Annotated in this window: 24 protein-coding genes; 13 read left to right on the top strand and 11 right to left on the bottom strand. The window is 70.3% G+C overall.

Going from position 1 to position 25,884, the window contains the following annotated elements; genetic code table 11:
• The first annotated feature begins 32 nt into the window (after positions 1-32).
• The gene (locus HCT63_RS00995; protein WP_167000700.1) at positions 33-1,169 is read left to right on the top strand and encodes an epoxide hydrolase family protein; all 1,137 of its coding nucleotides are present in this window, start codon (positions 33-35) and stop codon (positions 1,167-1,169) included.
• Between the two features lie 17 nt (positions 1,170-1,186).
• Here HCT63_RS00995 and HCT63_RS00990 read toward each other — a convergent pair whose 3' ends face one another.
• Positions 1,187-2,251, bottom strand: a complete 1,065-nt coding sequence (locus HCT63_RS00990) for an alanine racemase (protein ID WP_167000698.1) — start codon at positions 2,249-2,251, stop codon at positions 1,187-1,189.
• 26 nt (positions 2,252-2,277) lie between these two features.
• Positions 2,278-3,420: a peptidoglycan bridge formation glycyltransferase FemA/FemB family protein gene (locus HCT63_RS00985; RefSeq protein WP_167000696.1), complete on the bottom strand. Its 1,143-nt coding sequence runs from the start codon at positions 3,418-3,420 to the stop codon at positions 2,278-2,280.
• 170 nt (positions 3,421-3,590) lie between these two features.
• Here HCT63_RS00985 and HCT63_RS00980 point away from each other — a divergent pair, with 170 nt between their 5' ends.
• A complete protein-coding gene (locus HCT63_RS00980; protein ID WP_167000694.1) occupies positions 3,591-6,371 on the top strand; it encodes a DUF6801 domain-containing protein in 2,781 nt (926 codons plus the stop codon).
• Between the two features lie 24 nt (positions 6,372-6,395).
• Here HCT63_RS00980 and HCT63_RS00975 read toward each other — a convergent pair whose 3' ends face one another.
• Together HCT63_RS00975 and HCT63_RS00970 are read right to left on the bottom strand one after the other, a co-directional pair.
• Positions 6,396-6,893 carry an HNH endonuclease gene (locus HCT63_RS00975; protein WP_167000692.1) on the bottom strand — a complete coding sequence of 166 codons (498 nt, stop codon included), beginning with the start codon at positions 6,891-6,893 and terminating at the stop codon, positions 6,396-6,398.
• A gap of 105 nt (positions 6,894-6,998) precedes the next feature.
• A complete protein-coding gene (locus tag HCT63_RS00970; RefSeq protein ID WP_167000690.1) occupies positions 6,999-7,991 on the bottom strand; it encodes a pirin family protein in 993 nt (330 codons plus the stop codon).
• Positions 7,992-8,125: 134 nt separating this feature from the next.
• Here HCT63_RS00970 and HCT63_RS00965 point away from each other — a divergent pair, with 134 nt between their 5' ends.
• A complete protein-coding gene (locus HCT63_RS00965) occupies positions 8,126-8,941 on the top strand; it encodes an ABC transporter ATP-binding protein (RefSeq protein WP_167000688.1) in 816 nt (271 codons plus the stop codon).
• Positions 8,941-11,472: an FtsX-like permease family protein gene (locus HCT63_RS00960; protein ID WP_167000686.1), complete on the top strand. Its 2,532-nt coding sequence runs from the start codon at positions 8,941-8,943 to the stop codon at positions 11,470-11,472. Before HCT63_RS00965 ends, HCT63_RS00960 begins: the two co-directional genes overlap by 1 nt.
• Before the next feature lie 11 nt (positions 11,473-11,483).
• Here HCT63_RS00960 and HCT63_RS00955 read toward each other — a convergent pair whose 3' ends face one another.
• A complete protein-coding gene (locus HCT63_RS00955; RefSeq protein ID WP_167000684.1) occupies positions 11,484-12,194 on the bottom strand; it encodes a hypothetical protein in 711 nt (236 codons plus the stop codon).
• Between the two features lie 186 nt (positions 12,195-12,380).
• Between HCT63_RS00955 and rpsF the strand changes: the two genes are divergently transcribed.
• From rpsF to HCT63_RS00925, 6 genes are all read left to right on the top strand, one after another.
• Positions 12,381-12,668, top strand: coding sequence for a 30S ribosomal protein S6 (gene rpsF, locus HCT63_RS00950; protein WP_167000682.1), 288 nt, complete (start codon positions 12,381-12,383; stop codon positions 12,666-12,668).
• Between the two features lie 133 nt (positions 12,669-12,801).
• A complete protein-coding gene (locus HCT63_RS00945; protein WP_167000680.1) occupies positions 12,802-13,359 on the top strand; it encodes a single-stranded DNA-binding protein in 558 nt (185 codons plus the stop codon).
• 95 nt (positions 13,360-13,454) lie between these two features.
• Complete coding sequence (rpsR, locus tag HCT63_RS00940) at positions 13,455-13,694, top strand: 30S ribosomal protein S18 (RefSeq protein ID WP_139085704.1); 240 nt, start codon at positions 13,455-13,457, stop codon at positions 13,692-13,694.
• 21 nt (positions 13,695-13,715) lie between these two features.
• The gene (gene rplI, locus HCT63_RS00935; protein WP_167000678.1) at positions 13,716-14,159 is read left to right on the top strand and encodes a 50S ribosomal protein L9; all 444 of its coding nucleotides are present in this window, start codon (positions 13,716-13,718) and stop codon (positions 14,157-14,159) included.
• A gap of 125 nt (positions 14,160-14,284) precedes the next feature.
• Positions 14,285-15,901, top strand: coding sequence for a GAF domain-containing protein (locus tag HCT63_RS00930; RefSeq protein ID WP_167000676.1), 1,617 nt, complete (start codon positions 14,285-14,287; stop codon positions 15,899-15,901).
• Positions 15,898-16,560 carry a response regulator transcription factor gene (locus HCT63_RS00925; RefSeq protein WP_167000674.1) on the top strand — a complete coding sequence of 221 codons (663 nt, stop codon included), beginning with the start codon at positions 15,898-15,900 and terminating at the stop codon, positions 16,558-16,560. The genes HCT63_RS00930 and HCT63_RS00925 overlap by 4 nt, the downstream gene beginning before the upstream one ends.
• A 10-nt stretch (positions 16,561-16,570) precedes the next feature.
• On the opposite strand, the gene HCT63_RS00920 is transcribed toward HCT63_RS00925, so the two are convergent.
• Positions 16,571-17,464, bottom strand: a complete 894-nt coding sequence (locus HCT63_RS00920; protein ID WP_167000672.1) for a universal stress protein — start codon at positions 17,462-17,464, stop codon at positions 16,571-16,573.
• A gap of 159 nt (positions 17,465-17,623) precedes the next feature.
• Between HCT63_RS00920 and HCT63_RS00915 the strand changes: the two genes are divergently transcribed.
• Entirely contained in the window at positions 17,624-18,187 is a 564-nt protein-coding gene (locus tag HCT63_RS00915) for a DoxX family membrane protein (RefSeq protein WP_167000670.1), read from the top strand.
• Positions 18,188-18,245: 58 nt separating this feature from the next.
• Here the strand turns inward: HCT63_RS00915 and HCT63_RS00910 are convergent, their stop codons facing one another.
• Together HCT63_RS00910 and HCT63_RS00905 are read right to left on the bottom strand one after the other, a co-directional pair.
• Positions 18,246-19,328, bottom strand: a complete 1,083-nt coding sequence (locus tag HCT63_RS00910) for a glutamate--cysteine ligase (protein ID WP_167000668.1) — start codon at positions 19,326-19,328, stop codon at positions 18,246-18,248.
• Positions 19,325-20,311 (bottom strand): TIGR03557 family F420-dependent LLM class oxidoreductase, encoded by a 987-nt coding sequence (locus HCT63_RS00905; RefSeq protein WP_243842833.1) that lies wholly within the window; start codon positions 20,309-20,311, stop codon positions 19,325-19,327. Before HCT63_RS00905 ends, HCT63_RS00910 begins: the two co-directional genes overlap by 4 nt.
• Positions 20,312-20,413: 102 nt before the next feature.
• Here HCT63_RS00905 and HCT63_RS00900 point away from each other — a divergent pair, with 102 nt between their 5' ends.
• Both HCT63_RS00900 and HCT63_RS00895 read left to right on the top strand, forming a co-directional pair.
• Entirely contained in the window at positions 20,414-21,355 is a 942-nt protein-coding gene (locus tag HCT63_RS00900) for a Ku protein (protein ID WP_167000666.1), read from the top strand.
• 358 nt (positions 21,356-21,713) lie between these two features.
• Positions 21,714-21,935, top strand: a complete 222-nt coding sequence (locus HCT63_RS00895) for a hypothetical protein (protein WP_167000664.1) — start codon at positions 21,714-21,716, stop codon at positions 21,933-21,935.
• Between the two features lie 62 nt (positions 21,936-21,997).
• Here HCT63_RS00895 and HCT63_RS00890 read toward each other — a convergent pair whose 3' ends face one another.
• From HCT63_RS00890 to HCT63_RS00880, 3 genes are read right to left on the bottom strand one after another with little or no spacing between them, the layout of a single operon-like run.
• On the bottom strand, positions 21,998-23,311 hold the full coding sequence (locus HCT63_RS00890; protein ID WP_243842832.1) for an MATE family efflux transporter: 1,314 nt from the start codon (positions 23,309-23,311) through the stop codon (positions 21,998-22,000).
• Between the two features lie 4 nt (positions 23,312-23,315).
• A complete protein-coding gene (locus HCT63_RS00885; RefSeq protein WP_167000662.1) occupies positions 23,316-24,905 on the bottom strand; it encodes an ABC transporter permease in 1,590 nt (529 codons plus the stop codon).
• Positions 24,902-25,822, bottom strand: a complete 921-nt coding sequence (locus tag HCT63_RS00880; protein ID WP_243842831.1) for an ABC transporter ATP-binding protein — start codon at positions 25,820-25,822, stop codon at positions 24,902-24,904. Before HCT63_RS00880 ends, HCT63_RS00885 begins: the two co-directional genes overlap by 4 nt.
• Positions 25,823-25,884: the final 62 nt, after the last annotated feature.

Genomic DNA, 25,884 nt, shown 5'->3' with positions numbered 1-25,884 from the left:
ATCCGTACCTGAATGCTTTGTACTGTCCTTTCATGAGCACACACGAGAACACCAGCACCCGACCCTTCCGCATCGAGGTCGCCCAGGCCGACCTGGACGACCTCGACGACCGGCTCGCCCGGACGCGCCTCCCCGCAACGGCCCCCGGCGACGACTGGACCTACGGCGTCCCGAACGCCTACCTCGCCGACGTCATCGAGCACTGGCGCACAGGATTCGACTGGCGCGAGGTCGAGGCTCGGCTGAACGCGTACGACCAGTTCCTCACCGAGATCGACGGGCAGACGGTCCACTACCTGCACGTCCGCTCGGACGAGGAGAACGCGACCCCGCTCCTGCTCGCCCACTCGTACCCCGGCTCGGTGTACGACTTCATCGAGATGATCGACCCCCTCGTCGACCCGGTCGCCCACGGCGGCCGCGCCGAGGACGCCTTCGATGTCGTCGTGCCGTCCATGCCCGGCTTCGGCTTCAGCACCCCAGTCGTCGATCGCGGCTGGACGATGGCGCGGATCGCGCAGACCTATGACACGCTGATGCGACAGCTCGGCTACGAGTCGTACGGGTCGCACGGGAGCGACGGCGGCGCGATGGTGTCGCGCGAGCTCGGCCTGAGGGAGCCCGAGGGCTTTCTTGGCCTGCACGTCATGCAGCTGTTCTCGTTCCCGACCGGTGCGCCCGGCGAGATGGACGGGTTCGGGCCGAAGGAGTTCGCGGCGCTGGAGCACCTGCAGTGGTTCCAGTCGGTCGGGGGCTACAACGCGATCAACGCGTCGCGTCCGCAGACCGTCGCCGTCGGTGTGTCCGACTCACCGGTCGGGCAGCTGGCGTGGAACGAGCTGTTCCAGTCGTTCGGCGACGGGACGAGCCTCCTGACGACGGACCAGATCCTCGCCGAGGTCACGCTCGAGTGGCTGACGAACACGTCGGCGACGGCCGGGCGCTACCACTACGAAGAGGCGCACCGCGATGCGAAGCCCGAGGTCAACCACTCTCGTACGGGGGTCGCGGTCTTCGCGGACGACTTCAAGACGATCCGGGCGTTCGCCGATCGCGACAACGACAACATCGTGCACTGGAGCGAGTTCCCCGAGGGCGGGCACTACGCCATGCTCGAAAAGCCGCAGGAGCTGGTGGCGGACATCCGCACCTTCTTCGCCACCGCCTGACCCAAACTGCAAGACCGCTAGGGCAGGTCGACGGCGTCGAAGGTCGTGGTCGTCATGCGCACCTCGAGCTCGACCTCTTCGCCGACCTCCGGCACCGCGACGCCGGAGGGGAGCAGGATCATGCTCGCCTGCATGTGCGGCGGCTCGACGAACCAGCGTTGCTTGCCGCCCACGACGAACGGCGACAGCGCGAGCCCCGCAGCGCCGAGCCCGCCTTTCGCGACGGACGTGGCGCGCTGCTTGAGCGTCGTGGCCGCCGTCGGCGCCTCGAGCCCGATGCCGTGCGAGGTGCCGCCGGACACGACGAGCACCGTGCCTCCGGCCGGGAGCGGGCGCTGGCGGTAGCCGATCCGCTCGCCCCGCTCGACGACGTGGGAGTCGAGGACGAGGCCGGTGACCCGGAACGCACCCCGGTCGCCGAGCCACAGCGCGGTGCCGACGCGGGGCCGTACGGACAGGCCCGGCCGGCGCTCGGCCAGCTCGCGCACCTCGCGGTCGGACAGGTGCGAGACGGTGAACAGCGGGGTCCCGGAGACTGCCGGTGCGAGCTTCGACGCCCCGAACGCCGCCGCCCACCGGTCGGCCTCGGCGAGATTGTCCTCGGAGAGCGGGAGGTGGATCGAGAAGCCGATCAGCCGCAGGCGTCCGAGCGCGTCGGCAGCCGCGGTGAGTGCGTGCCGGTCGACGCCGTGACGCGCCATCGCCGTCTCGCCCTCGAGGACGATCCGCGTGCCCTCCGGCGCCTCGTCGCGCAGCAGCGCCAGGTCTTCGATGCGGCTGACCGTGTGGACGACGCGCGGGTCGTACATCCGCTCGGAGCGCACCGTGTCGGACCAGAACGGGCGCCACGGTGTGAGCACGTGGATGTCGCCCCCGAAGCGCGGGAGGACGTCCATCAGCTCGGCGTACGTCCCGACGGCGACCGTGTCGACCTCGAGCCAGTCCGCACGGCGCGCGAGGGTCCGGTTGCCGAACCCGTACCCGTTGCCCTTGATCACCGGGACGATGCCTTCGTACAGCTCAGCGGTGCCGCGCAGGTGCGCTCGCCAGCGTTCGCCGTCGACGTGGAGCGTGAGAGTCATGGTCAGCCTTCCTCGCGTCGTGTGGGTCAACGCCGCTTCATGTACTGCTGGAACGCCAGATAGAGCAGGCGGTTGACGGGGAGGTCCCACTCGCCGGCGTACTCGACGGCCTGACCGCCGGTGCCGACCTTGAACTGGATGAGCCCGACGTGGCTGTCCTCGGGGTCGAGCGTGTCGGTGATGCCGCGCATGTCGTACACGGTGCACCCATCGGCCATCGCGTCGCGGATCATCTGCCACTGGATCGCGTTGGACCCACGGACCTCCCGCTTGGCGGTGGTCGAGGCGCCGTACGAGTACCAGGCGTGCTGCCCGACCCGGACGAGCGTCGTCGCGGCGACGAGGTCACCCTCGTGGTGGGCGAGGTAGAGACGCATCCGGTCGGGGTCCTCGCCGTTGAGCGCGTCCCACATCGTCTGGAAGTACGACAGCGGCCGCGGCGTGAAGTGGTCGCGCACGGCGGTCTCGGAGTAGATCGCGTGGAACGCCGCCAGGTCGTCCGCGCCGCCGAGGGTCACCTCGACGCCGGCCTTGTCGGCCTTCTTGATGTTGCGGCGCCACAGCTGGTTCATGCCGCGCAGCACCGCCTCCTCCGTACGGGGAGTGCCGTCGGCCTCGGCGAGGGGGAGCCAGAAGTTGTACTTGGGCTGGCCTGCGGTGAACCCGCCCTCGCTGACCTGCTCGCGCCACCCGATCCGGTGCAGCTCGCGGGTCACGGCGATCGCACGGCCGTCGGCCGTCGCCGCAGGGGCGTCGCCGAGCGTGCGCAGCGCCGGGTCGGCGACGGCCTTCTTGACGGTGGCCGCGTCCCACGTCCGCAGGACGACCGGCGGGCCCATGCGGACACCGAACGCGCCCTTGCCTGTGAGGTGCTTCACCATCGGGTCGAGCCACGCGGCGAGTCCTCCGGGACCCTCGACGGCCGAGGCGAAGTCGATGACGGGGCCCTCGGGCAGGTAGGCGAGGTACTTCGCGACCTTCGGCAGCTTGCGGTAGAGCACCAGGCCGGCACCGACGATCTCGCTCCCGTCGAACCAGCCGATCGACTCGCCTCTCCACTCCGGCTTCACCGCCGCCCACGCCGGGGTCTGGAGGAAGCTCGCGGAGGGGAGGGAGGTCAGGTACGCCAGGTGGTCGGCGCTGCTGATCGTACGGACGGTGAGGGACACGGCCACGAGGCTACCGGAGCGCCGTTCGGCCGCCTCGGTGTGGCGAAGCGGCCATGCTGCGAGCGGCTCCACGAATTTGTCTCCGCGCGATGTAAATGTGTGTGACACTCGGCACACCACGTGCGTCGGCTTTGCTCCCGGCGTTCTACGTTTCTCTGGAGGGAGATTCAGTGTCTACTTCGTCATGCCCACCCCCGGGCAGACTGAGGCGGTCCACCGCAGCGGTCGCGACCACCGCGCTCGCGGCCGGGACCCTGGCATTCGCGGCGGCGCCAATCACGGCCGCCGAGCGTTCTGCAGCCGCAGACGACCGCCCGATCGACAAGAGCTTCACCTACAACTGTCACGTCGTCGCCGGCGGTCTGTCGCTCGGCAAGCACGACGTCGGCGTACGCGCGCAGGTCGAGGTGCCCGAGTCCGCCAACCCGGGCGAGGTCGTGCCCAGCCGCACGACGCAGATCACGCTCACGATGCCGGAGAGCCTGCGCAACGCGACCGTCGGGCTGCTCGGTGGCAAGACCGCCGGCGGCAAGTCCGAGGACGCAGCCGTGGTGATGGCGCTGGGGGGCCAGACGCAGTCGTACCTGATCGACGGGCTGTCGGCACCGCAGACGCCGATCCCGCAGAAGGCCGGCGGCCTCTGGAAGATCCCGACCGAGGGGACCGTGCCGGCGATCACCGTGCCCGAGCTCACCGGCACCGCGACGCTGTCGATGCCTGAGCAGTTCTTCGTCAACGCCGTCGTCTACACCGAGCCCGAGGGCCTGCCCGCGAAGGACCTCCCCGCGACGATGGACTGCACGGGTCCGACCGTCGCAGCCGACCGCATCCTCACCGCGATTGAGGTCGAGGAGTCCTCCCCGACCCCGATCGCGAAGGATGTCGACGCAGGCAAGGTCGGCCGTACTGCTTTCGACTACGGACCGAAGGTCCCGGTCACCCTCCGGGCCGTCGGCGGGCGTGCTCCGTACACCTTCGCGGTCGTGACCAAGCCCGGGGCAGCGATCGTCACGATCGACGGGGCGACAGCGGTGCTGTCGACCACCGCGGGCGGCGCGGCGAGCTTCACCTACACCGCCACCGACGCCGACGGCCAGGTCAGCCCGCCGGCCACCGTCACGTACGAGGGTGTCAACAACGCGCCGCTGGTGCGCGACCTGCACTTCACCATCGGCAAGGGCAAGGCGCTCGACCTGTGGCCGTACGTCCGTGACGACGCCGCTCGGTTCTACTTCTGGCAACAGGCCAACGACTCGCAGCGCATCACCTACGGTGCCCCGAAGCACGGGGCGCTCTCCCCGTTCCTCACCGCCGCTGACGTCACCGCCGACGGGTGGACCGAGTTCCCAGATCTCGCGAAGTACCCGAGTGTCGGGCACAAGCAGACCTACACCCCCAAGCCCACCTTCGTCGGGACGGACACCTTCACCTATACCGCCACCGACAACGAGGGTGCGTCCGCGACAGCGACGATCACGGTGGACGTCGTGGAGGAGACCGCTGTCCGCGGCGTGCTCGACGGCGTGCGCTACAAGTGTCAGCCGCAGGAGCGCGACTTCGAGACCGGGGAGGAAGTTCCCGGGTTCACCGAGCTGCAGAACTATGTCATGGGTGGCTCGATGGCCTTCACCGTCGACACGCGGGCCGACCTGCCGCGCAGCATCGCCCCCGGCGAGGTGTTCACCCCCGAGCCGACCGACGTGGACCTCGTGATGCCGCAGGGCCTTGCCGAGCTGCTCGCCGGGAACAACACGCTCGACACGATGGGCTTCGGGCAGACCAAGGTCGGCGGCTCGTCGATCGCCTCGGTCCACCTCGAGGAGACCGCGACCGGGCATGAGTACGACGCCCCCCTCGAAGGCCTGCGGGCCGAGGACGTCAACGTGTCGTGGCCTGTCCCGAGCGAGGGAGTCCGGATCCCGACCACGGGCACGCTCGACGCCGTGACCGGGCCCGACAAGGGAGCGATCAAGGTGTCGGCCCCGCAGGAGATGGCGATCCTGTCCAAGCTGACGCCGGGGATCATGGACGGACTGATCCCGAACGTCTGGCTGCAGTGCGCGGCGATGCCCGGCCAGGACCTCCACGTCGCCACCGTCTACGTCAAGGGCGACTCGACCACGACGGCGAAGGTCGGCCCGGTCTCGTACGGCGCCGCGCCGGTCGTCGACGTGACCGTCGCGTCGGACAACGCCGCCGAGGGCACCGTCGAGGTGCGCGCCGGTGACAAGGTCGTCGGCACCGGCACGGTGAAGGGCGGCAAGGCCCGCGTCACGCTGCCCAAGGCCGCGAAGGTCGGGGCGCACGAGGTCGAGGTCGCCTACCTCGGCTTCGACGGAGCCAAGCCCTCCTCGACCACCGCGTCGTACTCGGTCACCAAGGCCGCGTCGACGACGACGGCGACCGCCCGCACCAGCGCGTACGGGGCCTCCCCGTCGGTGAGCGTGGCCGTCCGTACGGTCGCGGGTGCGAAGGGCAAGGTCGAGGTGCGTCGCGGCGCGCAGGTCGTCGGCTCGGCGACCGTGTCCGGCGGACGCGCGACCGTCGCCGTGCGCAAGGGCGCGCTGGCGCCGGGCAAGCACGCGCTGACGATCGCCTACCGCGGCGACGCGATCAGCGCGGCCTCGTCCGGTCGCGTGTCGGTCACCGTCACCAAGGCACGGGCTGCCGTCCGCGCCAAGGTGGCGCCGACCAAGGTCCGCGCGAAGCGCACCAAGGCGAAGGTGTCCGTGCAGGTCACGACGCCGACGGGTGTCGCACGGACCGGCAAGGTCGTGGTGACCGTCAAGGGCAAGAAGATCGGCACCGCGACGGTCCGCGCCAACGGCAAGGTCGTCGTCCGGCTCAAGAAGTTCGCCAAGCCGGGCACGTACAAGGTGAAGGTCGCCTACGCGGGCAACGTGTACGCCGCCGGCAAGACCGTCACCGTGAAGGTCAAGGTCCGCAGGTAGCGGACCCCCGCCGCTGGCGGTGCCTCAGCGCACCGTCAGCGGCGACCGGTGGGGCACGGCGGGGGTGACCAGCAGCGTCATCCCCGCCTCCGCCGGCGTCCGGTCGCCCTTGCGGTGGTTGCACCGCAGGCAGGCGGCCACCGAGTTCTCCCAGGTGAGCAGCCCTCCGCGAGAGCGGGGGAGGATGTGGTCCACGGTCTCGGCCGGGCCGCCGCAGTAGCCGCAGCGCTCGTCGCGCGCCTTCACCGCCGTCTTCGTGCACAGCGGGTCGCGCCCGTGCAGCCACCGCATCACGACGTAGCGCACGAGCCGCAGGACCTTGGGCACGGGGAACGGCCCGAAGCGGTCCTCGGGGTGGGACTCTTCGACGACGGCGACCTCACGCACGAGCATCCGGATGGCGTGCCGCAGCGACACCCGCTGCAGGGGCTCGTAGCTGGCGTTGAGCACCAGCACGGTCCGCCTGTGGCGCGTGACTGTGACGTGGTGGTCCACCACCACGGGCTCGGCGACAGCTGTCATGGGCACCGCCTCTCGACCGCTCCGTGCGATCAGCCTAGCCGCAGGGCCCATGGCACGGCGCGTGCTTAACCGGCGCCGACCGGCGTTTCGTGACGGTCCGTCTCCTCAGCGCGGCGGCTGTTTGCGGGGCTTCAGCCGAGTGTGCGGCAGCTCCGGCGCGGGCAGCACCGCGGAGCCCCACACGTCGGGGAACGGCCCGTACGCGTCGGTGGCGGGGCCGGTCGCGCCGTGGACCTGCGCCTGCCACTCCTCGCGGAACCGCACGATCTCGTCGTGGTCGCGCCCGAGGAAGTTCCACCACATGACGATCTCCTCCTCCAGCGGCTCGCCGCCGATGAGGACCACGCGGCCGTCGGAGTCACCGGTGCGCAGGGCGAGCGTCGTCCCACCGACGGGCCGGTACGCGAGTGCCGCTGGCGCAACCGTCGTCCCGTCCACGTCCACCGGCCCGAGATCGACCAGCACCCCGTGCTCGTACGAGGGGTCGACGTCGAAGCGCACCTCCGAGCCGGCGGGCAGCACGATCTCGGCACCGACGAGCGGCGTGTACGTCGTGACCGGCGAGGCCGATCCGGCGAACGAGCCGACGAATGTCCGTACGGTCGCCGGACCGTGCGCCACCGGCTCGGTCACGTGGTGCTCGAAGGAGCGGCCGGCGAAGCGGGCCGAGTCCGGCAGGGCCGTCCACAGCTGGACGCCCTGCAGCAGCGTGGTCTCGGGCGTCGAGTACTCCGAGTGCGCGATGCCGCGGCCCGCCGTCATGAGGTTCACCTCGCCGGGTCGTACTCGCTGGACGGAGCCGACCGTGTCCACGTGGTCGACCTCGCCGGTGAACAGCCAGGTCACGGTCTGGAGTCCGGTGTGGGGGTGCCCAGGAACGGCCATGCCGCCGGTCTCGCGCACGTCGTCAGGCCCGTAGTGGTCCGCGAAGCACCAGGCACCGATGAGCGAGCGCAGGCGTTGGGGGAGCGTCCGGCGCACGGTCATCGCGCGCGGCCCGCCCAGCGGGACGAGCCGCGGCACCAGCACCTCCGGTGCACCGTGGCCGTCGGTGGGCGGGCAGGTGATCTCCTGCGGATCGCGCTCCAGGTCGCTCATGAGCACCAGTATCAGGGTCTTCTCTCAGGGTCTTCCCCGATGACCGACCCTGTTCGCCAGGGGCAAAACCGATATCGGTGTGTCCCCGCCGTGTCCTAGCGTGGACGGACACCCCGCCCACCAGGAGTTGTGCCATGCCCGATGCCGCGTCCGCCACGACCCGCACTGTCGCCGCCCGAGCGGTCGACCTGCACAAGACCTACGGCAAGCAAGAGGCGGAGGTGCGCGCTCTCGACGGGGTCAGCATCGACGTGTACGCCGGCGAGTTCACCGCCGTCATGGGGCCGTCCGGCTCCGGCAAGTCGACGCTCATGCACCTGCTCGCCGCGCTCGACACCGCGACCAGCGGCACGGTCTTCATCGGCGACACCGAGCTGGCCCGCCTCAACGACAAGCAGCTGACCAAGCTGCGGCGTGACGACGTCGGCTTCGTCTTCCAGGCGTTCAACCTCGTGCCCACGCTGACGGCCAACGAGAACATCCTGCTCCCGCTGTCGATCGCGGGTCGCAAGCCCGACCAGGCCTGGTACGACCAGGTGATCGACACCGTCGGCCTGCGCGACCGGCTCGGCCACCGCCCCAACGAGATGTCGGGCGGACAGCAGCAGCGCGTCGCGTGCGCCCGCGCGCTCATCGGCCGGCCCACGATCGTCTTCGCCGACGAGCCCACAGGCAACCTCGACTCCACCTCTGGGGCCGAGGTGCTCAAGTTCCTCCAGCACAGCGTCCGCACGCTGGGTCAGACGATCGTGATGGTGACCCACGACCCGATCGCGGCGTCTTACACCGACCGCGTCGTCTTCCTCGCCGACGGCCGGGTCGTCGACGAGGTCCGCGACCCTGCCCCCGAGAAGATCCTCGAGCGTATGGGTGCGATCCAGACCCGGGCGATGGACGCGGCCAGCGAGGCGGTCGACGGTTCTTCTGGTCTCGAGGGTGGGGCCGCCTGATGTTGCGCGTGACCCTGCGCAACCTGCTGGCGCGCAAGGTGCGCCTGCTGATGAGCGCGTTCGCGATCGTGCTCGGCGTCGCGTTCGTCGCCGGCACGCTCATCTTCACCGACACGATGAGCAAGTCCTTCGACGGCATCGTCAAGGGGTCGACCCCTGACGTGGTGGTCCGTCCTGCGGGGTTGGCCGGCTGGCAGGAGGATTCGAGTGCCGACACCCGTACGGTCTCGGCGACGGTGGTCGACGAGCTGCGCGAGCTGCCCGGCGCCCAGCGCGTCGACGGCACGGTGGCGAGCCAGGCGCTGACCCTGGTCGGCACCGACGGCAAGCTCGTCACAGGCTTCGGCCCGCCGACACTGTCCTTCAACTACGACGACGCCCCGGCGATGACGGGCGAGCCCGCGGTCGAGATCGCGCAGGGCCGGGCGCCGACCGCCGACGGCGAGGTCGCGATCGACACCGACAGCGCCGAGAAGGGCGGCTACGAGATCGGCGACACCGTACGGCTCGTCTCGACGGGAGACCAGCCGCAGCTCGACGTCGAGCTGGTCGGTCTCGCCGAGTTCGGGGGCGGGTCGATGGCCGGTGCCTCGCTGGTGCTCTTCGAGACCACGTACGCCCAGGACCTGTTCCTCGACGGACGCGACGCGTACAACCAGGTCTCGCTGACCACGCGCGACGGCGTGACGCAGCAGGAGCTGGCCTACGACGCGAGCAAGCTGCTGCCCGACGGCTTCGAGGCCGTCACCGGTGACACGGCGGCCGCGGAGGCCGAGGAGACGATCGGGGAGATCCTCGGGTTCCTCACGACGATCCTGCTCGTGTTCGCGGCGATCGCGATCATCGTCGGCACCTTCCTGATCGTCAACACGTTCTCGATCCTCGTCGCGCAGCGCAGCCGCGAGCTGGCGCTGCTGCGTGCACTGGGTGCGTCCCGGCGTCAGGTGAGCCGCTCGGTCCTCCTCGAGGCGCTGGTGGTCGGGCTGGCGGGGTCGACGCTCGGCGTGCTGCTCGGCATCGTGCTCGCGATGGCCCTGTCGGCGCTGTTCCGGACGTTCGGCCTCGACGTGAGCGAGACCCCGCTCGTGATCGCTCCCCGTACGTGGGTGGTCGGCTACGTGGTGGGCGTGCTCGTGACGCTGGTCGCGGCCTACCTGCCGGCCCGCCGCGCCGCGCGCGTCGCCCCGGTGGCGGCGATGCGCGACGACGTGGCGCTGCCGGAGTCGTCGATGCGGGTGCGCATGCTCGTCGGCGCGATCCTCGTCGTGCTCGGCGCCGGTCTGGTGTGGCTCGGGCTGAGCGGCGCGGACAACGGTGCCTGGTACGTCGGTGGTGGCGCGTTCGCCATCCTCCTCGGCGTCTCTTTGATGAGCCCGCTGCTCAGTCACCCGGTGCTCGTCGCGCTCGGCGGGCTCTTCCGCCCGTTCGGCCTGGTCGGGCGGATGGCCACCCAGAACGCGTTGCGCAACCCGCGACGGACCGCGGCGACCGCATCGGCGCTGATGATCGGGCTGACGCTGGTGACGACGATGAGCATCCTCGGGTCGTCGGTCAACAAGTCCGTCGACGCGGGCGTCAAGGAGGAGTTCACGACGGACTTCCTCCTGATGAACCCGGTCGGCGCGCCGTTCTCCCCGACGATCGCGGAGCAGATCCGTGAGATCGACGGCGTCGGCGACGTCGTCGAGACGCAGTTCGTGCCCGCCCGGCTCGACGGGTCGTTCGCCGGCGTGACGGCCAGTGATCCGGAGAAGCTGTTCTCGATGTTCGAGCTGGACGCGAGCGTCGACACGTTGGGTGCGGGGGAGGTGGCGGTCCGCGAGGACACGCTCGACGAGCGGGGCCTGGAGGTCGGAGACACCCTGACGTTCTCGACGCAGTCCGGCGACCACGACCTGCGGATCGCGGGCACCTTCCCGGCGTCCAACGTCGTCTCGGAGTACGTCACGAGCTTCGACTTCGTCGACCAGGTGAGCGTGACCCGCGAGGACTCGTTCGTCGCGGTCGACGCGGCAGCGGGCGTGACGGGCGCTGAGATCGAGGAACCCGTACGCGACGTGGTCGCGGACATCCCGACCGTGGTCGTGCAGACGCAGGACGAGTTCATCGAGTCCCAGCGCGACCAGATCAACGGGATCCTCATGCTCATCAACGCGCTGCTCGGGTTGGCGATCATCATCGCCGCCCTCGGCATCGTCAACACGTTGGCGCTCAGCGTCATCGAGCGGACCCGCGAGGTCGGCCTCCTGCGGGCGGTCGGCATGAGCCGGCGCCAGCTGCGCCGCATGGTGCGCCTGGAGGCGGTCGCGATCGCGGTGCTGGGTGCGGTGCTCGGCATCGCGATGGGGCTGGTGTTCGGGATCGTGCTGCAGCGCGTGCTCGAGGACGACGGCATCACCGAGCTGTCGATCCCGTACGCGACCCTGCTCGTCTACGTGCTGATCGCGGCGGTGGTCGGCGTGCTCGCGGCGTTGTTCCCTGCGTTGCGGGCGTCCCGACTCAACGTGCTGCGGGCGATCGCCACGGAGTAGCCCTTACGGTCTCAGGGGGTGGTGGCAGCGAGGCCTGCGGCGAGTGCGAACCCGAGCACCGCCGCCAGGCCAGCCCTCTCGTGGATCTTCGCCTGAGCCTCGGGGATCATCGCGCCGACGAGCATCACGAGCAGTGCGCCGGCGGCGAACCCGTCGACCCCACCGACGAACCCGGCGGGGGTCGCCTTCGCGGCGGCGTACCCTGCGACGGTCCCGAGCAGGCACACGAGCGCCACGCCCGTCCACAGCAGGAGGATCCGACGCGGGGGCGAGCCGGCCTCTCGCATGTCCGATGCCGACCCGATCGCCTCGGGCAGGTTGGAGACGAAGATCGCGACGAGCAGGGCCACGCTGACACCGCCGGACTTGGCGATCCCGATGCCGAGCGCCGCCTGCTCGGGGATGCCGTCGAGGAACGCGCCGAGTGCCAGGGGCAGTCCGGCCGCCCCCGCACGCGAGCGCCCGCCGATCCGCTCGACCCACCGGTCGGAAACGTAGAAGACATAGGCGCCGAAGGCGAGCCCCAGCGCGAGCGCGAGCGCACCGCCCACCTCGAGGCCGTCCGGGAACAGCTCGAACGAGATGCTCGCCATGAGCGCTCCCGCCCCGAAGCCCAGGACGGTCCCGACGGCCCCGTCGCTCCACCGCCGTGCCATTCCGAGGATCGCGCCGATCAGCAGCGACGACGCAGCGACCGTGCCCCAGACCCAGACCGTCCCCACGCAGCGATCATGCACGCCCCCGGGGAATGCGGCGATTTGGGACGCCGTGGTGCCGCCGGATAGACTGATCCGGTTGCCTGGCCACTGCCGGCCCATGCCGGATCCACGGTGCCCGGGCAACGCGATGCATAGCCCTCCTGTCACGGAAGGACCGTGACCGTACAGACCGAAGGAGGTGGAGTTGCCTTGCGTCACTACGAAGTCATGGTGATCCTCGATCCCGACCTCGACGAGCGCACGGTGGCCCCGAGCCTGGACACGTACCTCAACGTGGTGCGTCAGGACGGTGGCACCGTCGACAACGTCGACATCTGGGGCAAGCGTCGTCTTGCCTACGAGATCAACAAGCGGTCCGAAGGGATCTACGCCGTGGTCGACCTGACCGCGACGCCCGCGACCGTCAAGGAGCTCGACCGTCAGCTCACGCTGAACGAGTCCGTCATCCGCACGAAGGTCATGCGACCCGAGAAGTGACGGACGTACGACACCTCGTCCTCAGGACGCACGCCGAGGTTTTCCCCGGCCTGCGATCACGGGGTCGCTTGTGTCGGACTCTTGATGTTGACTGCTAGCCAGCAGACATCCCGCGACCCGTTGGAGTAGAGACATGGCAGGCGAGACCGTCATCACCGTCGTCGGCAACCTCGTTGACGAGCCCGAGCTGCGGTTCACGCCGTCAGGCGCGGCCGTCGCGAACTTCCGCATCGCCTCGACGCCGCGCACGTTCGACCGCCAGAGCGGCGAGTGGCGCGACGGCGACACGCTCTTCCTCGGGTGCGCCGTCTGGCGTCAGGCCGCGGAGAACGTGGCCGAGTCCCTCCAGAAGGGCATGCGTGTGATCGTGCAGGGGCGCCTCAAGTCGCGCCAGTACGAGACGCGTGAGGGCGAGAAGCGCACCGTGTTCGAGATCGACGTCGACGAGGTCGGTCCGAGCCTGCGCAGCGCCACTGCCAAGGTCACCAAGGCCTCCCGCTCCGGTGGGGGCGGCGGCGGTGGCTACCAGCAGGGTGGCGGCGCCCAGGGCGGCGGCCAGGGCGGGTTCGGAGGCGGAGGCCAGCAGGCCCCGGCCAACGACCCGTGGTCCTCGCCCGCTCCGCAGGGTGGCAACGCTGGCAACGATCCGTGGGCCTCGCCGGCCGGCTCGACCGACGAGCCGCCGTTCTGAGCCCGCGCATCTGAACGACAACCAAGGCGATCATGTGATCGCCGCGTCATTCCGACCCGTCCTGCGGGTCGGGCTCACCGGAAGGGAGCACCACAATGGCTGCCAAGCCCGTTGTTCGTAAGCCAAAGAAGAAGAGCAATCCGCTCAAGGCTGCGAAGATCACTTACATCGACTACAAGGACACCACCCTCCTGCGGAAGTTCATCTCCGATCGCGGCAAGATCCGCGCTCGCCGCGTCACGGGTGTGTCCGTCCAGGAGCAGCGCAAGATCGCGACCGCGATCAAGAACGCGCGCGAGATGGCGCTGCTTCCTTACACCTCGACCGGTCGCTGATCGTAGGGGAAGGGACTAATCATGAAGCTCATCCTCACCCACGAGGTCACCGGTCTCGGTGCCCCCGGCGACATCGTCGAGGTCAAGGACGGCTACGGCCGTAACTACCTCCTGCCCCGCAAGTACGCGATCCGTTGGACGCGTGGTGCCGGCAAGCAGGTGGAGTCGATCAAGAAGGCCCGTGAGGCCCGCTCGATCCACGACCTGGACGACGCAAAGGCGCTCAAGCAGAAGCTCGAGAACAGCACCGTCAAGGTGAAGGCTCGTGCCGGCGACGAGGGTCGCCTGTTCGGCGCGGTCACCGTGTCTGACATCGCCTCGGCGCTCGAGGGCACCGGTGCCGACGTCGACAAGCGTCGCATCGAGATCGGCAACCCGATCAAGGCCCTCGGCTCGTACGACGTGCAGGTGCGCGTCCACCCCGAGGTGACCGCCAAGGTCAAGATCAACGTGGTCGCTGCCTGATCCAGGCCGCCCCGCGAGTCGCAAGGACCCGCCCCCCTTCTCCCAGGGTGGCGGGTTCTTTCGCTTCGCCCCATGACCTCGGTACGGCCCTAGAATCAGCGCGAGCAAGAGCGGAGAGGACACGGGTGACGAGTCGAGCCGACGTTGTGGAGGATGCCGCCGATCGTCTCCGGCTGCTCCTCGATGCCAACCGGACGCTGGTCGAGGAGCTCGATCTCCCTGAGGTCCTGCGCCGGATCGTCACCGCCGCGATCGACCTCGTCGGTGCCCGGTACGGCGCGATCGGCGTGTTCGACGACGACGGGCGGCTCGAGGTGTTCATCCACGCGGGCATCGACGACGAGACGGCGGCGCAGATCGGGCACCTGCCGCGTGGACGCGGACTGCTCGGTGACCTCCTCGACGGAGGTCCCGCCGTCCGGCTCGACGACGTCACGACGCACCCCCACTACACCGGCTTCCCCGCGGAGCACCCGCCGATGCGGTCCTTCCTCGGCCTCGGCCTCGAGGTGCGCGGTCGGGTCTACGGCAACCTCTACCTCACCGACAGCGCTCACGGCACGTTCAGCGAGGAGGACGCCGAGCTCGCCCGCGCGCTCGGCGAGACCGCGGGAGTGGCGATCGCCAATGCCCGCCTGTACGACGAGAGTCGTCGCCGGGAGGCGTGGTCCTCGGCGTCGGCGGAGGTGACACGCGAGCTGCTCTCACCCGACGGCATCGATGCCCTGGAGCTCGTCGCGGTGAGGGTCCAGGAGCTCACTCGTGCCTCGCTGGTCGCGGTGCTCCTGCCCGCAGGCGACGGGACGTACGCCGTCTCTCGCGCTGCGGGGACGCACAGTCAGGAGCTGGTGGGAGTACGGACGACGACCGCCGCGGCGGCCCCGGTCGAGCCGACGATCGGCACCGTCGCGGCCGTGTGCGCCCCGCTTGGTCTGGACCTGCCGGACGTGCCGGCGTCGCAGGCGATGCTCGTGCCCCTGGTCGATGCCGACGACCCGCGCGGGCTTCTCGTCGTGCTCCGCGACGGCCCGCCGCGGTTCGACGACACCGACCTCTCGATGGCCGAGGCGTTCGCCGGCCAGGCAGCGCTGGCGCTCGGCAAGCGCGACCTTCGCCAAGCGCGTGAGGCGATGCTCGTCCTCGAGGACCGCGACCGCATCGCTCGTGACCTGCACGACCACGTGATCCAGCGGCTGTTCGCCAGTGGTTTGACGCTGCAGAGCGTCCACGCCACCATCCCGGTGGGCGCCCCGCGAGACCGGCTCGCTGCCCAGGTCGCTGAGATGGACGAGACGATCCGCCAGATTCGTCGCACGATCTTCGAGCTGCACGACACCGACCCCGGGCAGGGAGGCGTACGCCGTCGGCTCCGGCGGGTCGTCTCCGCGACGGGCGACGGCGGCACCGCGGTGACGCTCCAGATCGACGGGCCGGTGGACCTCGCGCTCGACGACGGGCTCGCGGACGACGTCGTGGCCGTCGCACGGGAGGGCGTCTCGAACGCACGCCGTCATGCCCAGGCCGAGCACATCGAGCTGCGGTGCGTCGTCCGTGGGGGTGAGGTGGTCGTGACGGTGAACGACGACGGCCGGGGTGTCCCTGAGGACGCCCGGCGCAGCGGCCTCGACAACCTCGCCCGCCGCGCCGAGGCGCGGTGCGGCACGTGCCGCGTGACGAGCGGGCGCGGCGGGACAACGCTGCGGTGGGCTGCACCGATCCCCGACGAAGGAGACGACGCATGATCCGCGTGTTCGTGGTGGACGACCACGAGATCGTCCGACGCGGGGTCACCGACCTGCTCGAGACCGCCGACGACATCCGCGTCGTCGGTGAGGCGGTCGACGTCGCCCAGGCGCTCGCGCGGATCCCGTCGGTTGTCCCGGACGTCGCGGTCCTCGACGTCCGACTGCCCGACGGGAGCGGGATCGACGTGTGCCGCGAGCTGCAGGTCTCCTACCCGGGCATCCGGACGCTGATCCTCACCTCGTACGACGACGACGAGGCCGTCTATGCGGCGATCCTCGCCGGCGCCTCGGGATACCTGCTCAAGGAGGTGCTCGGGTCGCGGCTCATCGAGTCGGTCCGTGAGGTCTCCGCAGGTCGCTCGCTGCTCGATCCACATGTGGTCGCCCAGCTCATGCGTCGCCTGCGAGACCGGGAGTCCTCGCACGGCGACCCGCGGCTCGACGCGCTGACCGAGCGTGAGCGCGAGGTGCTGATGCTGATCACCGAGGGCTTGAGCAACCGCGAGATCGGCGAGCGGATGTTCGTCGCCGAGAAGACGGTGAAGAACTACGTGACCAACCTGCTCGCGAAGCTCGGGATGCAGCGGCGGACCCAGGCTGCCGTGTTCGGAGCCGAGGTCCGCCGTGCCGAGGAGGACGAGCAGCGGCACGTGTGAGCGGTGCCGATCAGTAGACGGGGCCGACCGGTGCCTGCATCGCGCGAGGGCGCGGGTGGTAGGCCAGGTCGACGGCGTCGTGCGGCACGGTGACGACGGGGCAGGCCGTGTGCGCGAGCACCGCCTTGGCCACCGAGCGGGTCCATGGCATGCGGTGCCCCGTGGTCCGGTGGCGCCCGAGGACGAGGAGGCGTGCGCCTTGGGCCGCGGATGCGCAGGCGTCCGACGCCGAGCTCTCGACCGTCTGCGTCGTCACCTCCACCTCCGGGTAGTCCTCACGCCACCCGGCGACCGTCTCGCCCACCGCGCGTCGACCCTGCTCGGTCCCTCCTCGCGCGGTGGCGTGGAGGACCACGAGGTCGGCGTGGGTGTGGCGCGCCCTCGCGAAGGCGAAGGTCAGCGCGCCGTGCGACGGCGAGTCCGCGTCGATCGCCACGACCACGGGGCCGGCGGCCGGCGCGTCGGTGTCGCACGGGACGACCATGACCGGGCAGGCTGCCCGGGTGGCGATCCGCGAGCTGGTGCTCCCGCTGAGCAACCTGTCGGCGATGCTCGCATCGCGGCGGACGACGATCACCATGGATGAGTCCTTCGAGACCGTCTCCAGGGCCAGCGCGACCGACCCGAGCACGGGGTGGACCTGCACCGGGACGTCGGGGGCGAGGTAGCGCGCCAGCGTGGCCGCACGTGCGAGGACGTCGGTCGCCTCCTCGCGTGCCGCGGTCACCTCGTACGGGGTGAAGGCGACGCCCTCGAACGGCAGGGCGGACGCGTGGACCAGCGACAGCGGGACGTCGAGCATCCGCGCCAAGGCGATGCCGTGGCGTACGCCCGTCTCTGTTCTCGCGCGGCTGGAGTCGACTCCGACGGTGACGGGGTGCGGTGCTCGTGCGGTCGTGCTCATCGGTCTCACCTCTCCTGGGTGCGGTTACACGCTCAGCCTGCGGCAGCGCGGGGCGCGCGAACAGTGACCAAGGTCCTGGGAACCGGGGACTCTGGGCTCTGACGGGGACCCTGCGGCCGGCTCGAGGATGAAGGTGTCAGAACGATCCAGGAGGACACCATGAGCGCCACCCCCCGAGCCGGCCTCGCCGGCCGCACCAAGGTCTTCGCCGCACGCGACGAGGAGCACGCCGTCACATCGAGCGCGGTCGCCAAGGGATTGGCGGCGATGCGCATCGGCTTCGGGCTCACGTTCCTCTGGGCCTTCGTCGACAAGCTGTTCGGACTCGGGTACGCGACACCGAGCGAGGGAGCATGGGTCAACGGCGGGAGCCCGACCGAGGGCTACCTGGCGAACGCATCCACCGGCCCGTTCGAGGGCTTCTACAACGCACTCGCAGGCCAGTGGTGGGTGGATGTCCTGTTCATGCTGGGTCTGCTGGCGGTCGGGCTGACCCTGATCCTCGGCATCGGCATCCGCCTCGGCGCCGCCGCTGGCGTCCTGCTCTACGTGATGATGTGGACGGTCGCCCTTCCGCCGGCCAACAACCCCGTCCTCGACGAGCACGTGCTCGGCGCTCTCGGTGTCCTCGTCGTCGGTCTCGCCCTCGCCGGCGACACCTGGGGACTCGGACGCTGGTGGGGCTCGGTGGAGCTGGTCCAGAAGTACCCCGTCCTCCGGTGAGTCGCCGCCACGACGTCTCGGGAAAGAGAAGCCACCCGGTTACGCACCGGGTGGCTTCTCACGTGTCTGGGTCGGTCCGCAGGGCGAGGTCGGCGACGACGGCCGCGAGGTCTCCGTCGACCCCGACTCGTCGCTGGCGGTCGGCGCCGGTCCCCTCGCGAAGGATTCGCGCGACGCCGTCCTGGACCACCTCGAGGTCCCTGGCGTCGACGAGCGCGTCCTTCACGTGCGCGACGAGCCCGGCAAGGACGTCCTCGGCGGGGCGGAGCTCGCGTGCGCCGGGGTCGAAGAGCGTGTCGGCCGTCCCGTGCCGCGCGGCGTGCCAGCGCGCACCGCGCAGCAGCTCGACCCGCCATTGCGCAGCGGGCAGGCCTTCGGTCCAGGCGCGCGCCTCGGTCTCCACGAGCCCGCGGGTGAGCGCAGCGACGAGGAACCCGTCGCGCAAGTCCGTGCAGACGTCGGCTACTCGGACCTCGACCGTCGGGAACGTGCGCGCCCGCCGGATGTCGAAATAGATCATCCCCTCGTCGAGGGCGGCGCCGGAGGAAACCAGGTCGGCGACGGCACGCTGATAGGTGGCGGCGTCACCGAACGGCTCGACCGGACCGGCGCTCGGCCACTCGGTCCAGAGGCGCGACCGCCAGGTCGCATGCCCCGTGTCCCTGCCCGCTTCGTACGGAGAGTTCGCGGCGAGCGCGATCAGCGTCGGCAGCCACGGGCGGATCCGATCGATGACCCCGACGGCCTCCTCGTCGTCGTCCACGCCCACATGCACGTGCATGCCGCAGACGACGGCGCTGCGCCCGATGGCGCCGAACTCCGCCACCATGCGCTCGTACCGCGGCTTCGGGGTGACCTGTGCCGGTGCGCTCGGCAACGGCGACGTCCCCGAGGCGACCAAGGAGGCTCCTGCAGCCCGTGCGGCGGCGACGGTCTCGCGCCGGGCCTGCGTGAGGTCGGCAGCCAGGTCGTCGAGCAGCCGGTGGGGGCTGGTCATCGTCTCCACCTGCTCGAGGAACAGCTCGTGCTCGATCGGCGCCTCGCCGTCGTGACTGCGTAGGGCGCGCTGCGAGACGGCGATCGTCTGCCCGGTCCCGGGATCGACGAGGAGCATCTCCTCCTCGACGCCGATGGTCCTCATGCGGCGGCGATCTCCTCGAGTCGCGGACACAGCGTCGTTCGTACGTGGGAGAAGAACGCGTCCATCTCGTCCGGCGGGCCGGCGTTCATGAGGACGAGGTGGTCGAAGCCGGCATCGAGGAACCGGCTCGCCACCTCCGCGTGCCGCTCCACGTCGGGCCCGCAGCCGAACGCCTCGCGCATGTCGTCGACGCGGACGTGCGCGGTCGCCGCCTCGAAGTTGATGGGGTTCGGCAGCTCTGCCTGGACCTTCCACCCGGTCAGGCCGAAGCGCATCGTCCGGTGCGCCGCCTCGGCAGCGGCGACGGGGTCGGACGAGTACGCGAGCGGGACCTCGGCGTACCGGGGTCCGGCGCCGCCGGCCCGTTGGTAGGTCTCGACGAGCTCCTCGCGCGGCTCGGTCGCGAACAGACCGTCTCCCAGCTCGGCGGCGAGCCGGGCCGCGTCCTCGCCTCCGGCCGCGACGAGGATGCGCGGCGGGATCTCGGGCAGGTCGAACACCCTCGCGTCGTCGACCTCGAAGTGATCGCCGGTGTAGGAGTGGTAGCCGCCGGTGAACAGCAGGCGGATGATCTCGAGCGCCTCGGTCAGCATCTCGTGCCGTACCGACACCGATGGCCAGCCGGCACCGGTGACGTGCTCGTTGAGGCGCTCACCGGAACCGACGCCCAGCGTGAAGCGGCCGTCGCTGAGGACACCGGTAGTCGCCGCCATCTGGGCCACGACAGCGGGGTGGTAACGCATGATCGGGCAGGTCACCCCGGTCGCGAGGCCGATCGTGCGCGTCCGGGCAGCGATCGCGGCGAGCATCGAGAAGGCGAAGCCCGAGTGCTGCTGCGAGTACAACCACGGGTGATAGTGGTCGCTGACCTCGACGAAGTCGAAGCCGGCGTCCTCTGCGGCCACCGCCTGCTCGACGATCTCCTTCGGAGGGAACCCCTCCGCCATCAGCTTGAAGCCGATCCGCAGTCTGTTCGTCGCCATGGTTAGACCCTGCGCGCCCGCGCCCCGAACGGCAATCGGACGGTGTTCGCGTTGACAGCGCCGCCTCGGGACGGTTCGCTTGGCCAACGAGGGGGTGAGACGATGCGCGCGATGTGGAAGGGCTCTGTCTCGTTCGGCCTGGTCAGCATCCCGGTGAAGATGTACGGCGCGACGTCGACCCACGACATCTCGTTCCGGCAGGTCCGGAGCAGCGACGGGTCGCGGGTGAAGTACAAGCGGGTCGCGGAGGCCGACGGTGAGGTCGTCGAGTACTCCGAGATCGCCAAGGGGTACGAGCTCCCCGACGGCCGCATGATCGTCCTCACCGACGAGGACATGGAGCAGCTGCCGCTGCCGACGAAGAAGACCGTCGAGGTGCTGGAGTTCGTGCCGCTCGACCAGGTCGACCCGATCCTCTACAACAAGAGCTACTACCTCGAGCCGGACACGAACGCCGGCCTCAAGCCGTACCTCCTGCTCCGTGAGGCCCTTGAGTCGTCCGAGATGGTCGCGGTCGTCAAGGTGACGATCGGGACGCGTGAGCAGATGGCGACGATCCGCGTCCGCGACGGCGTGCTCACGATGAGCACGCTGCTGTGGGCCGACGAGATCCGCAAGCCCGAGTTCGGGTTCCTCGGCGAAGACCTGGAGCTGCGCCCGCAGGAGATCAAGATGGCGCAGTCGCTGGTCACGAGCATGGAGGGCGACTTCGACCCCGAGGAGTACACGGACGAGTACGAGTCCGCGCTCGACGAGCTCGTCGAGGCGAAGCTCGAGGGCAACCAGGTGGTGTCGCCGGCCGTCGGTGAGGGTGCTGACGAGAAGGACAACGTCGTCGACCTGATGGCGGCGCTGCAGGCCTCGATCGACCGTGCCAAGAAGGGCGAGGGTGCGGGGGAGGGCGCCGACGAGGTGGGGAAGAAGCCCACCAAGAAGTCCGCCTCCAAAAAGGCCGCGAAGAAGGCGCCCGCGAAGAAGGCCGCCGCAAAGAAGTCGACGGCCAAGAAGAGCACCGCGAAGAAGGCCGCGAAGAAGGCGTCGTAGCGCTCAGTCACCCACCCGAACCAGGCCCGAGGCCGAGGCAGGTGGGCCCGAGCAGCATGGTGGCACCGACGAGGAACAGACCAACCTGCCACTGAACGGCACAGGGTGGTCCTCAGGACGAGCGCCCTCCTGAGCGCGGGCCGCCTGAACACGACCCACCGGATCGCCTCGAGCAAGCAAGGACCACCGACGTCGCCCACCACTGCGCCGTACGCATGGCTCAATGTCAGGGCCCGATGGACCGCGATCAAGATCACCTGCCGCCCACGACACGCCGGGGCGCGGTTCGGCGGTCCTGTCGGACCTCGCGAGCACACTGAGAGCAGAGGAACCCCGACCCCCGGAGATGAGGTGCCCGATGTCGGAGCTGGTGATGATCTGCGTCGACTGCGGCACGGAGTTCTCCGAGGTCGACGGGTGGGGCGCTCGGTGCGCGACGTGCTGCGTCGTGCTCGACGACCACCTCACCGGCGTCCACGCGGCGTTCGTGATCGGTTGCGTCCTGTGCGACGACGCCGACCGCGACGCGGCTGACGTCGACCTCCATCGCGCGGTTCGCGAACGCTACCGCGCGGCCTGACCCGGGCGCGCCGGCGCGCAGTACCCCCGCGTGTCGACGCGCGACCGGTCGGCATCGCCCGCTCAGGGTGCGCCGACGACCATCCAACGGTCCGTACGCTCGCGGAGCACGAGCGTGACCATCCGCGCGAGCATGAATGCCGCGTACGCGATCCAGAGCCACGTCAGCCCCGCGTCGGTGAGCCACACCGCGACGGCGAGCGGCGCGTACGCGATGAGGGTGATGACCCCGGCCCACGCCAGATACGCGCCGTCGCCCGCTCCGATGAGGACGCCGTCGAGCACGAAGACGACACCTGAGATCGGTTGGGTGAGCGCCACGACGACGAGCGCCCCGACGAGCAGCTGACGCACGGCCTCGTCGGACGTGAACAAGCTCGGGAGCCACGGTACGGACGCGAGCAGGAGGACGGCAGCGACCACGCCCGACGCGACGCCCCAACCGATCATGCGCCGCGTCGTCGAGCGGGTGCCCGCGACGTCGCCGGCGCCGAGCGAGCGCCCGGTCAGCGTCTGCCCGGCGATCGCGATCGCGTCCAGCGCGAACGCGAGGATCGACACGATCGTCACGACGACCTGGTGCGCCGCGAGCGCAGCGGACCCCTGAGTGGTCGCGACGACGGTGGCGATGAGGAGTGCGGCGCGCAGCGTGAGCGTACGGACGACGAGGGCGGAGCCGGCGCGTGCCGACTCGCGGATGCCCGCGCGGTCCGGGCGAACGGGGGCGCGCTCGCGGCGAACTGCCCGCACCACCACGAACGCGAGGAACAGCCCCGAGCCGAGCTGCGCCACGGTCGTCCCGATGGCGGAGCCGCGGATGCCCATGTCGAACCCGTACACGAGGACGATGTTGAGGATCACGTTGACGACATTGGCGACGATGACCGTGTAGAGCGGGGTCTTGAGGTCCTGCATCCCACGGAGCACCCCGGTCGCCGCGAGCACGACGAGCATCGCCGGGATGCCGGGGGCGGCCCAGACGAGATAGGTGACGGCCTGGTCGCCGACCGCGTCGGCGGGACCGAACGCCCGGACGATCAGCGACGCTCCCGCGCCGGCGAGGAGCGCGGCAAAGGCGCCGATGAGGACGGCGAGCCACAGTCCGTTCATGCCGGCCGTCATCGCGCCCCGCTTGTCCTCGGCGCCCAGGTGGCGACTGACCGACGCCGTCGTGCCGTACGCGAGGAACACGCACAGCCCGACGAAGGTCTGCAGGACCGTCGAGGCGATCGCGAGGCCGGCCAGCGGGTCGGTGCCGAGGTGGCCGATGATCGCGGTGTCGGCGGCGAGCATCAGAGGCTCGGAGACCAGCGCGGCAAAAGCCGGGACGGCGATCCGGAAGATCTCGCGGTCGCGCGTGTCCAGGTGCGGTCTCACCGGGCTAGTTGACCACGTCCCTTCGACGGAACCCGAGGAACCCTGCTGCCACGAGCGTCACCGCGATCCCGGTGAGCCACAGGATCGGCGCCCACGCGACGTCATCGAGCGGTACGAGCGCGAGGTGGGTGAACGGCGAGACGTTCATGAGCCAGTCGGGGAACTTCAGCAGTGGCCCGAAGAACATCACGACGGCCGCGAACCCGATGGCCAGCCAGCCCCACGATGCGAGGCGCGGGAGGAAGCCGACAAGGACCACGGTGACGCCGATCATTACCCAGATCGCGGGCGCGTACGTGAGCCCGGCCCCGGTGAGCTGGCCGATCCTGTCGTACGACCCCGACACCACGCCGTACATCCACCCGGTCGCCGCGCCGGCGAGTGCGACGCCCACGGTGGAGGCGAGCACGGCGAGCGCGACATGGCTCGCGAGGTACGTCCTGCGGTGCAGGGCCGTCGCGAGCAGTGGCTCGGCCCGGCCGGACGTCTCCTCTCCACGGGCGCGCAGGATGACCGCGACAGCGAACGCGGCGGTGATGATGGCGAGCATGAGCATCGCGCTGCCGTAGAAGCCGTCGGTCATGGCCTCGCCGCTCGTCTGGCCGCCGGTCAGCGACCCGGACAGGTCGCTGTCGCCGACGAGGTCGCCGACATCGTTGCCGATGGTGCCGTACGCGGCGCCGCCGAACGCGAGCCCGACCAGCCAACCGATCACGGTCGGACGTTGGAGCCGCCACGCGAGCTCGTACGCCCCGCCTCGCCAGTCGCGCGTCGCCGGGCCACGGCGAGGAGCGACGAGTCCCGCTCCGAAGTCGCGACGGAGGTGGAGCATGCGGGCGACGGCGACAGACAGGACAGTCGTGCCGAGCAGCAGCAGCGCGGGCCACCACCGTTCGTCGGCGTACGCCCGCACCTGCTGGCCCCAGCCGATCGGGGAGAGCCACGTCAGGGCGTTCTCGCCGACGTCGCCGGCGGCTCTCAGCGCGTACGCCACTCCGATCGCCGCGCCGCTCATTCCCCACGCACCACGGGTCGTGCTGCTGACCTGGGCGAAGATCAGCGCGAGCCCCATGAACACCATCCCGGTGAACCCGCAGGCGCATCCCAGAGCCCAGGATCCTTCGGCGGGGAGCCCGCAGGAGATCAGGAGCAGTGCGATCGCGACGACGAGCACGAGGTTGGCGGCGGTGGTGACGATGACCGCCGCGGCGTTGGTGGCGGAGCGGCCCACGACGCCGGCACGGATGAGCTCGTCCGCTCCGTTCTCCTCGCCGGCCCGCGTCTGGCGCACGATCAGGAAGGTGCTCATCAGCCCGGCGAGGATCGCGCCGAAGGCCGACGTCTGCCACGCGGTCTGTCCGCCGATCGTGTCGAGGGCGTACTCGGGCCCGGCCATGGCGATGATCGCGGCGTTCCCGGAGAGGCTCGCGGCGAGCTGGTCGAGATCGGCCTGCGTCGGGTAGCTGGCCTCGAGCGCGAGGGCTTGGATGGGATAGAGCGCGGTGATGCCGACGATCCACCACAGCAGCGCGAACCGTGAACGGCGCAGTGCGAACCGGACCAGCGTGGTGGTCCCGGCGAAGGAGTCCCTCACGCCACCGGCTCCGCATCGCGCGCGCCGATCTCGTCGCCGTAGTGGCGCAGGAACAGCTCCTCGAGCGTCGGTGGCGTGCTCGTGAGCGCCGTGACGCCGTAGGTGCCGAGGTAGGTGAGGGTGTCGCCGATCCGTACGGTGTCGACCTCGAAGCGTGCCCGGGTGCCGTCGGCGTCGACGACGAGGTCGTGGATCCCGCCGAGGGTGTCGAGCCCGTCGACCGGGCGGGATGTGGTGACGTCGATCGAGGTACGGGTGAGGTGGCGCATCTCGGCGAGGGTGCCGGACTCGACCGTACGGCCCTCGCGGATGATCGTGACGCGGTCGCACAGCGCCTCGACCTCGCCGAGGATGTGGCTCGACAGCAGGACCGTGCGGCCCTGCTCGCGGACCTCCTGCACGGCCTCGCGGAACACCTCGTCCATCAGCGGGTCGAGCCCGGAGGTGGGCTCGTCGAGGAGAAGCAGCTCGGTGTCGGCAGCGAGCCCTGCCACGAGGGCGACCTTCTGGCGGTTCCCCTTGGAGTAGGTGCGGCCGCGCTTGGTCGGGTCGAGCTTGAAGCGCTCGATGAGGTCGTCGCGCCGTGCGGGGTCGACGCCGCCGCGGAGTCGACCGAAGAGGTCGATGACCTCGCCGCCGGAGAGGTTGGGCCACAGGGTCACGTCGCCGGGGACGTACGCGAGGCGTCGGTGCAGCGCGGTCGCCTCGGACCACGGGTCGCCGCCGAGGAGACGGACGGTGCCGCCGTCCTGTCGCAGCAGGCCGAGCAGGACGCGGATGGTCGTGGACTTCCCGGCGCCGTTCGGGCCGAGGAAGCCGTGGACCTCGCCGGTGGTCACCGTGAGGTCGAGCCCATCGAGGGCGCGCGTGGTGCCGAAGCTCTTCTGGAGCCCGGCGATCTCGATCGCGTGGTTCACTCGACCGACGCTACACATGATTCAGAATTATGTGAAGGGTAAAGTGGGGCAGGCGGACGCAA

The sequence above is a fragment of the Mumia sp. ZJ430 genome (assembly GCF_011751845.1).
GTDB lineage: Bacteria > Actinomycetota > Actinomycetes > Propionibacteriales > Nocardioidaceae > Mumia.
This window is presented reverse-complemented; position numbering and strand designations above follow the sequence as displayed.

What these genes read in the sequence shown, in the direction of transcription:
- HCT63_RS00960 (WP_167000686.1), top strand. Translation starts at nt 8,941, where the DNA reads ATGTTGCGCGTGACCCTGCGCAACCTGCTGGCGCGCAAGGTGCGCCTG.
- HCT63_RS00965 (WP_167000688.1), top strand. Translation starts at nt 8,126, where the DNA reads ATGCCCGATGCCGCGTCCGCCACGACCCGCACTGTCGCCGCCCGAGCG.
- HCT63_RS00915 (WP_167000670.1), top strand. Translation starts at nt 17,624, where the DNA reads ATGAGCGCCACCCCCCGAGCCGGCCTCGCCGGCCGCACCAAGGTCTTC.
- HCT63_RS00900 (WP_167000666.1), top strand. Translation starts at nt 20,414, where the DNA reads ATGCGCGCGATGTGGAAGGGCTCTGTCTCGTTCGGCCTGGTCAGCATC.
- HCT63_RS00925 (WP_167000674.1), top strand. Translation starts at nt 15,898, where the DNA reads ATGATCCGCGTGTTCGTGGTGGACGACCACGAGATCGTCCGACGCGGG.
- HCT63_RS00905 (WP_243842833.1), bottom strand. Translation starts at nt 20,311, where the DNA reads ATGGCGACGAACAGACTGCGGATCGGCTTCAAGCTGATGGCGGAGGGG.
- HCT63_RS00990 (WP_167000698.1), bottom strand. Translation starts at nt 2,251, where the DNA reads ATGACTCTCACGCTCCACGTCGACGGCGAACGCTGGCGAGCGCACCTG.
- rplI (WP_167000678.1), top strand. Translation starts at nt 13,716, where the DNA reads ATGAAGCTCATCCTCACCCACGAGGTCACCGGTCTCGGTGCCCCCGGC.
- HCT63_RS00970 (WP_167000690.1), bottom strand. Translation starts at nt 7,991, where the DNA reads ATGAGCGACCTGGAGCGCGATCCGCAGGAGATCACCTGCCCGCCCACC.
- HCT63_RS00995 (WP_167000700.1), top strand. Translation starts at nt 33, where the DNA reads ATGAGCACACACGAGAACACCAGCACCCGACCCTTCCGCATCGAGGTC.
- HCT63_RS00975 (WP_167000692.1), bottom strand. Translation starts at nt 6,893, where the DNA reads ATGACAGCTGTCGCCGAGCCCGTGGTGGTGGACCACCACGTCACAGTC.
- rpsR (WP_139085704.1), top strand. Translation starts at nt 13,455, where the DNA reads ATGGCTGCCAAGCCCGTTGTTCGTAAGCCAAAGAAGAAGAGCAATCCG.
- HCT63_RS00945 (WP_167000680.1), top strand. Translation starts at nt 12,802, where the DNA reads ATGGCAGGCGAGACCGTCATCACCGTCGTCGGCAACCTCGTTGACGAG.
- HCT63_RS00910 (WP_167000668.1), bottom strand. Translation starts at nt 19,328, where the DNA reads ATGAGGACCATCGGCGTCGAGGAGGAGATGCTCCTCGTCGATCCCGGG.
- HCT63_RS00895 (WP_167000664.1), top strand. Translation starts at nt 21,714, where the DNA reads ATGTCGGAGCTGGTGATGATCTGCGTCGACTGCGGCACGGAGTTCTCC.
- HCT63_RS00920 (WP_167000672.1), bottom strand. Translation starts at nt 17,464, where the DNA reads ATGAGCACGACCGCACGAGCACCGCACCCCGTCACCGTCGGAGTCGAC.